2 pseudogenes are annotated in these 1,011 nt (G+C 60.6%); both read right to left on the reverse strand.

What is annotated here, in order from left to right:
- Positions 1-420 (reverse strand): annotated as a pseudogene (locus tag V0R60_RS26775) (toxin VasX); the annotation flags it as partial.
- Positions 421-465: 45 nt separating this feature from the next.
- Positions 466-1,011, reverse strand: a pseudogene (locus V0R60_RS26780) (hypothetical protein); the annotation flags it as partial.

Here is a 1,011-nt window from a genome sequence, read left to right on the forward strand (position 1 = left end):
CGACGTGTCCTGTTCCGGGACCCGCCCGCGGACCAGCGCCTCTTCGAACGCAGGCTTGTAGGGCGCGCCTGTTTCGCTCTGTTGGGTCGGTAACAGGGTGCTGGTGAAGCTTGGTGCTTGTTCACCCTCGACGAGAATGTCGGCGACGCTGTTGCCCAGTTCGGTAATCCAGCCGCCATGTTCGGCTTTGCCGCTGTAGCAAAAGGCGGGCAGATCGAGCTTGCGCATCCATTGCTGCTGGGCGCTGGCACTGCTGCGCAAGTTCTCGCACAGGCGCCAGGTGATCTGCACGGGTGAATAGGCGATGCGCAACTGGCTGTGGCGCGAGTAGAGCAGGTACGCGCTGGCCCTGCTCGCCATTGCCCAGCAGGGTGTAGACGGCGTGGGCGGTTTCCAGCAATTGGCTGGCCTGCTGCTCATCAATGGTGTCGTGGTAGACACTTTCGCCGCCAGGCCGCAGTTGATTCAACCAGGTGAGTAGGTCGGCTTCGCTGCGTTGGCAGTGCGCTTGCAACTGCTGCGCCTCGACCGTGGTCTGCCTGAGGTACTGCTGCACGTCATCGAAGCGTACGTCTTCGCGCCAACTGCGCTTGTCGTGCCACTGCTCAAGGGCTTGCTGCCATTTCTGTTGATCAGGCAGATGTCCCCACTGGCCTTTGAAAGCCGATTGGGCGGCAGCGTGACGACCTGTGACCAGTCGATTACGCCATTGGTTGCTATCGGTTGAGCCGGATCGATATCGAGCCCCGGCAAATGCACGGGACCGTCAGCGGCGTCATGAATATCAACTGGAAAGCGCACCGATTCCGACGCATCAGCAGCGTGCGGGAGCATGAGGGTAAGGACTAGGCGTCCACTGATGCGTTCTACCGGAGCAATGACGAATCCGCTACCTACCGCATCGGCGGGCAACGTCGAGCCCTCGGCAAGGCGAGAGAAGTCAAAGGTCACTCCGTTGATAGTGAGTGCCTCGTTCTCCTTGGACACCGTGAGACCAGCATCCAAACGAGA

Origin of the sequence: Pseudomonas auratipiscis, assembly GCF_036324085.1 — a bacterium.
Classification (GTDB): Bacteria; Pseudomonadota; Gammaproteobacteria; order Pseudomonadales; family Pseudomonadaceae; genus Aquipseudomonas; species Aquipseudomonas auratipiscis.